General features: G+C 65.9%; 4 protein-coding genes. All 4 read right to left on the bottom strand.

What is annotated here, in order from left to right; translation table 11 throughout:
* Positions 1-10: 10 nt before the first annotated feature.
* Genes D7I43_RS09585 through D7I43_RS09575 form a run of 4 tightly spaced genes read right to left on the bottom strand, consistent with a single transcriptional unit; the run spans position 11 to position 6715 of the window.
* Positions 11-1498, bottom strand: a complete 1488-nt coding sequence (locus tag D7I43_RS09585; RefSeq protein WP_120328055.1) for a KAP family P-loop NTPase fold protein — start codon at positions 1496-1498, stop codon at positions 11-13.
* Complete coding sequence (locus tag D7I43_RS32460) at positions 1495-1785, bottom strand: hypothetical protein (RefSeq protein WP_147427239.1); 291 nt, start codon at positions 1783-1785, stop codon at positions 1495-1497. The genes D7I43_RS09585 and D7I43_RS32460 overlap by 4 nt, the downstream gene beginning before the upstream one ends.
* A complete protein-coding gene (locus D7I43_RS09580) occupies positions 1782-2660 on the bottom strand; it encodes a hypothetical protein (RefSeq protein ID WP_120328054.1) in 879 nt (292 codons plus the stop codon). The genes D7I43_RS32460 and D7I43_RS09580 overlap by 4 nt, the downstream gene beginning before the upstream one ends.
* A complete protein-coding gene (locus D7I43_RS09575) occupies positions 2660-6715 on the bottom strand; it encodes an AAA domain-containing protein (protein ID WP_120328053.1) in 4056 nt (1351 codons plus the stop codon). The genes D7I43_RS09580 and D7I43_RS09575 overlap by 1 nt, the downstream gene beginning before the upstream one ends.
* Positions 6716-6857: the final 142 nt, after the last annotated feature.

Here is a 6857-nt window from a genome sequence, read left to right as displayed (position 1 = left end):
GCCCGCATGGTCACGATCGACACCAGCCAACACGACACCGACCAGACCGACCCCACCCCGATCGCCGCATAACATCAAACCGGATCCCGCGATGGCCGTCTCCTACACCACCAGCGCGGACGCGACCGTCATCGGCGAAGGTGGGCGCATCTCTTTCCGCTGTTGTTTGCTTGACGCCCTCCTTGCTGTCTGCTTCCGCGACGCCATCGGTCGGCGAATCGGCTGGCACCCGCCTGCCGGCGGCAGCCTCGAGCGACTGCATCTGAGTCCGCAGCTCGCCCTTGGCCAGCCAGTCGAGGACCCTCTTGAAGCCGTCGCCGAGCAGGACTTCGAGTACCATGAGCTTGGCCACAATCTCGGGTGCCAGGGTGATGCCGCGATTGTTCGCGACCGACTGGCGAACCCGGAGGTCGTTGAGGAAACGCTTGATGCGCCGAGGGTTGCCGCGCAGCTTCTCGTAGAGAATCGGTGTGAGCCGTGATGCGAAGGTCATCTCGGCCGCAATATCGCGCCCCGGTATGTCGGCGAGGTCGTCCAGCAGGCCGGATTCACGGCGCAGAGCAGCGCAGCGATCGATGTACGGTCGAAGCTCGTGCTTGTCAAGCTGGTGGGAGAGCTGGAGCAGCACGAGGTACGCCTCGGTGTCGAAGCGGCTCAGCGCGGGGAGCGGCACGGTGGTTTGCACGATCTTGTGCAGATATAGACTAGCCGCCTCCTCCGGCGACTCGCCTCTGCCGTCTGCGCCAGTGCCGTTGGGTGCGGCTTGGAATCGAGGCCGTAGCGCGTCGGCTACCTTCTGTTCGTCGGCGGCGATCACGAAGGACATCTTGGGGACCGCAAGGAACAGCCGGATGGTCTCCAGCGTGCCGACCACCGTCTCGTGGAGGCAGCGGTCGAGGTCATCGACCAGAACCACCACGCGCTTGACGTGGTCGAGCTGTTTGGACTCCATGAGTTTCTCGAACTCCGTGCGGAATTCCTCCAGGCCTCGGGCCTCCCCGCCATCCGCAGCGCTGGAGTCTGCGCTGATGAGTTTGGTCAGGTCGTCTACGCCCGGCAGTTGAAGAGTGAGGGACGCCTTGGCGGCAACCTGCAGCGCCTTTGACCAGTTGACGCGACTCCTCAGCTTTTTCAGCAGGTCACGGGCCTGGCCCTTGATTCCGGCCTCGTCCCGGATTTCCTTTTCGAGTGCGCCAAGCACCTCGCCGATAAGCGTCTCCTTCGCGCCCACACTGGGGTCATATCGCCAAGGGTCCGTTTCGACAATGAGAATCTGCTTGTCCGGCCCCAGGTTTCGTTCGGCCAAGGCGGCGCGCACAAGCCGCAGGACGGTGGTCTTCCCGCTTCCCCAGGCTCCAGAGACACCAATGGCGACTGGGTCCAGTGCGTCGTCAAGTACCGCCTCGGCGACCGTCTGCGCCACGGCGTCAAAGGCGAGGAGGTCAACGAGGGCGGGCTCGTCCAGCCACAGGCTGGAGGCCGGGAGCGCATCCGTCATTCTGCAGCACCCGCCTTCCAGCGCGCTTCGCAGCGAGTAATTGATGAGCCTTTGAATTCCATATCCGTCTCGTCCAAATCATCTGCATTGGCGCGTCCACGACTGCCGTGGCTTTTCGATGCCCATGATCGATCCAGTGTTCGGCTATAGGGTGACGCAGCACAGCCGGCAAGCACAACAGCAGGAGAGCTGGCTTCCTGAATCATCTGGCTGATTGCTGCGCTACGCCCGGGCACTTCGGTCAGCCGATCGGTGCTGAGTCCACTCCGGCTGACCGTAGGTGTCATCCAGTCAGTTTTGCTGGGTCCGAATATCGGTCCACCGGCAACAACGCGGATTCGAGATCGTTGAGTAACGCGTGCACCGGCGCCCAGCACATTCGTACAGTGTCCAGGTCTGGGACAAGCCCATACTCAATCTGATGCCGAGGATGAACGAAGTTTCGGTAGTCCCGGACCTTGTCCATGAAGTCCTTGGCATCGGTCTGGATCCACTCCCGTTGGTGGGCGTGATCTAGCAAGAGATGCAGGCCTGCGCGGTCGGCTGATACCCGCCGGCCACGTCGGTCCGCCAGCCCGTTCCCGCGGACCTGTTCATCGTGCTGCATGACGATGGCATGAAGCAGACCCTCTACGAAGCTGCCGATGCCAATGATCGCGAGCGCGAAGGCCCCATTGCTCTGGCAGATCGAGGCCTCATCGGCCCGCGCCATGAGGATATCGACTGCGCTACCGCCTGCTGTGAGTCGTTGCAGCCGTTCCTTGAGGTCCGGCGGCGGTCCGTACAAGGGTGTATCGCCGATCCGGTTGAGCTGGCCGAGCACCGGTCGCCCGCCGACGTACGTGATGGTGAGCTGCTCGGGAGCCAGAATGCGGTTCAGCTCCTGCGCAATCGGCTCTGCGGCCTCGGCGCCGCCGTCGTACTCCAGCGGGTCGCAGATGCGGCAGAGCAGCCGGTCGAGTGCGGCGGCGTCGTTGGCGTGGGAGCCCAGGACCTCCGTAAGCCAGGGGATTCGCGGAGAGCCGTCGTACTGCGGATCGCCGGGCCACCGGACGCGGTGCAGGAATCGTTCGACCTGCGACCCGGTCCGCTCGTACGGCCCGTCTACATCACAGATCAAACGAGCAACCCGTTCCAAGGTGAGCAGGTCGAGGGAGACCATCAGGACACCTCCCGGTCGGCGTGCTGCTGCGCGATGTCGAGTGCTTCGGTCAGACGCTGGATGATGATGGAGCCCCGCTTGCGGAAACCAAGCTCAGTCATGGCCTCCTGCAGGCGATCGTCCCGATCGCGCTGGAGCTGGTCGCTCAACAGCCAGGTGCAGATCTGCACCAGTTGTTCCCGGGTGTACTCGGTGATCCGCAGGCCGATCGGTACCTGGGGACGCGGGCCACTGCGGGACGCCGCCGGCGGCGGCTCACTGACGTGCCACGGTGCCACTGGCGTGGGTGGGGCCTTCGGAGCGTGGTCGGCGCGGTCGACCGCCTGCTTCCAGCGAGCGACGAGCCGAGCCGTCTGGCCTTCCGGGTCTACGTACCAGTCGGTCGACCAGATCCGGTGGAACTCCCACCCGAGCCGTTCCAGGTGCTGCTGGCGCAGCCGGTCCCGGTCTCGGGCGCTGTGCGCCTGGTGGTACGAGTGACCGTCGGTCTCGACGGCGAGCACCATCCGGCCGGGCTGGTCCGGGTGGGCGAGTGCTAGGTCGATCCGGTAGCCGGACACCCCCCACTGCGGCACCGCGTTGATGCCCTGCTGCTGGATGGCCGTCAGCACGCTGCGTTCAAGGCCGTTGAGCTCGACCCCGATGTGCTGCCGTCCCCCAAGGTCGCCGCCGAGCGCCACGAACTCGAGGTAGCGGCGGAGCAGCTCGGGGCCGCGGTTCCTCGTCGCTGCGGTTTGGTTCGGGTCCATGTCGTGGTGCGAGAAGGCACTGACCACCGTCATCCGACTCCGCGCTCGGGTGACCGCGACGTTCAGGCGCCGCTCGCCGCCCTCTTGGTTGAGCGGTCCGAACCGCAGTGGCAGGCGACCGTCGCGAGTCTTGGCGTAGCCGATGCTCAGGATGATGGCGTCCCGCTCGTCGCCTTGGACGTTCTCCAGGCTCTTGATAAAGAACCGCTGGCTCGCGGGCCGGTCCTGCGAGAAGAAGTCGTCGAGGTGCTCGTGGTCGCGGCGCCGGCTGCGCAGCGCCGCTTCGATCCGCAGGGCGTGCTTCTGGCCCATGGTGATGACGCCCAGGCTTTCGTGGGGGTGCCGCTCGGCGTGCTCGAGGATGAGGTCGACCGCCCGGTTGACTTCCTCCGGCGAGGAGCCGCTCTGGCCGGGGGCGACGCGGCCGTCGACCGTTTCCAGGCGTAGCGGACTGCCCACCTGCACGCCGGGGAACGTCACGAGGGATCGGTCGTAAACCTCGATGTTCGAAAATGCGATGAGTCGCTCATCCCGGCTGCGGTAGTGCCAGGTCAGGCGGTGCCGGTCGGAGATGAGACCGCTGAGGACGTCGAGAACGGACTCGTAGTCTTCGAGGCTCTCGTCGTCGATGTCGTCGTCCTCGCCGTTGGCGGTCTGCTGGACGAGCCGCCGGAAGAACGGCGTGGGCGGAAGCTGTTTGGGGTCGCCGGCCACGACGAGTTGAGTGCCGCGCATGATCGATGCGACTGCGTCGTGCGGTTCGATCTGGCTCGCCTCGTCGAAGATGACCACATCGAACAGCTGCTCAGCCGGCAGAATGCGGCTGACCACGAGGGGCGACATGGCCCAGCATGGAAACGCAGCGAGGAGGACCTCTCGTGCGTTGCTGAGCAGCTTACGCAGGGGCAGATGCCGGCTCTTCTTGGCCGCCTCCCGCCGGACGAGGCTGTTCTGGTCGGGGCAGGCGTCCCGGGTTCTACGCAAGTTCACTGCCACGTTGCGGCGCACGTGTCGGGCCGCCATCTCAATGTGCCGGGTGTCGGCGGCACGGAAGTCCTCGACCACCGCGGCATGCTGCTGTCCCACGAACTGGCCGAGGTACGGGAAACGCATGCGCATCTCGTCGAGGATCACCTCAAGCCAGGCGCGCAGCAAAGTGTCGGCTGCCTCCTCGCTCGAGACGCGCCGTGCGGCCAGGTCATCGAGCATGTAGCTCAGTCCCAGTGAACGGAAGAGCTGCTGCTGCTTATTCAGGTCGGGCATCAGGAACAGCGTGTGGCGGTCGGCATTCAACTCGGCGAGGGTGCTGGCGGCGGTGGTGGCCGGTCCCCGGTCGAGGCCGTCGATGCGCGCACACGCAGCTACCGCCGCGAGATGGTTACGCACCTGGACGAAGGACGACATGCAAAGATCGGCACCTGCGAGAGCGGTGGGTGCGCTGTCCTGGCGGCTGAGCTTCCGCCACCGTTCGCGCTGGTTCACCGCGGCGACCAGGCCCCGATACATCTCGGATCGCTTGCGCGGTGCGGCCGGACAGGTCCGCCGCAGCTCGCGCCGCAGCTGGAACCGACGGAAGAATCCGAGCGCTTCCGGTCGACGTGGCCGGGAACGCCCTGGCGCTGTCGCGTAGACGAAGTCGTCCAGGTCCGGGCCGAAGGCCTGCTCGCCGTAGCTGGCGATGGTGCGCTCAACCTCGCTGAGTAGGTCGAACAGGTCCGTCCAGGCGGCGAGATCGTCGGGTACGTCCAGCCCGGCCCGGTCGACCAACTCCCGGATCTGCCGCTGCGCGCCCTGCAGGGCGCCGGCCGCGAGCTCGTCGAGATGGACCAGCACCTTGCCAACGTCGTCCGAGGTGTGGATCGCCGCCTTAGCCCACGGCGACTCCCCGCGCCAGATCCTCAGGCCGCCACGATCTACGAACGTCCGTAGGTCCTCCCGCGCGGCCTCGATCGCCGACCGGTCAAGGTTCCGCAGCTCGGATGCACGCAGGTTGTACCCGCTGACGTCATAGGAGGGCAGGGCGAGCAACTGCTCGATCACCTGAAACGCGCTCATACCCCAGGGCTGCCGCACCTCGTGCATCTCGGCCTGGTGCCGCTGTGCCGCAGCCCGCCGGCTCTGCAGGCGTCGATGCAGGTCGGTCGTGTCCACCGGCGGCTCGGCGCCAGCTTGAGCAAGGACTGCGGCGATACGCTGGGCGACCTGCCGCTTGCTGATCTTGCGGTCGTGCAGGTCGAACACGAGGTTGTCGAGCCCGACGTCACCGAGACGGTTCATCACCGCTTCGATCGCCGCGCGCTTCTCGGAGACGAACAGCACGCTGCGGCCCATCGCAGCCATGTACGCGATGATGTTCGCGATCGTCTGGCTCTTCCCCGTGCCGGGCGGGCCCTCGATGACCACGTGCCGGCCGGACAACACCGCGTCGATGGCCGACTGCTGGGACGAGTCCGCGTCGTGAACGAGGAACTCCTTCGCCGGGTCGATCCGGTCGGCGCTGGAGCTGGGTCCCTGCGCCGTCTCGGTACGCAATTGATGCTGTGCGCTCCGGTCGCCGGCCATGGCACCGATTACCGGGTGCGACGCCAGCAGCTCGGCGGAGGTGCGCAGGTCTTTGACCATGGGCAGCTTGTCGAAGCTGAAGACGCCGCCGATTATCGCCTGCTCAAGCCGGAGGGAAAGGCCGCTGGGTGCGACCGCTTCGGCGATTAGGTCGTAGGCGGTCCTGAGCTGCTGGTCGGGGTCGGCGATCTCGGTCAGCATCGCACCCAGCTTTTCGCCAAGGGCGCTGATGTCCGCCTCCACGCCGTACTGCCGTTCCAACGCGTACAGGAGCACGGGGTTGATCTCGGATGAGTCGGAGAGCTCCAGGGTGAAATCGTTCTCGGTCGCCGTCCGGCTCTCCAGAGCAAGCTGCTGCAGGATCAGCGGTGCGCGCAGCGGTTGCATCGGCACGGATCCGCGGGTGTACGTACCGACCATGCAGAGCAGGCCGCGGGCGACCCAGCCGGCCTGGATGCCCTGCTCCTCCTCCAACTCGACCAGTTTGCGGCGCAGGCTGCGGGCGGTGTTGCAGGCCTTGTTGTGGCGGTCCTGGTCCGGAAACAGCGTCCGCAGGCGAACCTTTTTCCCCCGGAGCAAGTCGCTGATCCCGTCCGCAGCAGCCTCGGCGAGATCCAGCGTGGTGGCCTGCCGCTCCTTGAAATAGAGCAGCGTGTTGCGTGGGCCAAAGTCGATCAGTTGGTCTGCCCACCGGCCGGCGGCCTGCTGGACGAGGTTGAGCACATCCGGTTGGGTCAACAGCATCTCGTCTCCATGTCAGTCGACGTACGCCAGTGCTGATCCGCCGAGCCATCGGCCCGAGGCAAAGCCCTTCAGGATAGGGCGCGGGACACGTTCATCTATGGATCGGATTTCCGACAGCGACGTCATCGGAACGACCCCACTC

It is taken from the genome of Micromonospora globbae, assembly GCF_003610785.1.
In the GTDB taxonomy this organism is placed as follows: Bacteria; Actinomycetota; Actinomycetes; order Mycobacteriales; family Micromonosporaceae; genus Micromonospora; species Micromonospora globbae.
This window is presented reverse-complemented; position numbering and strand designations above follow the sequence as displayed.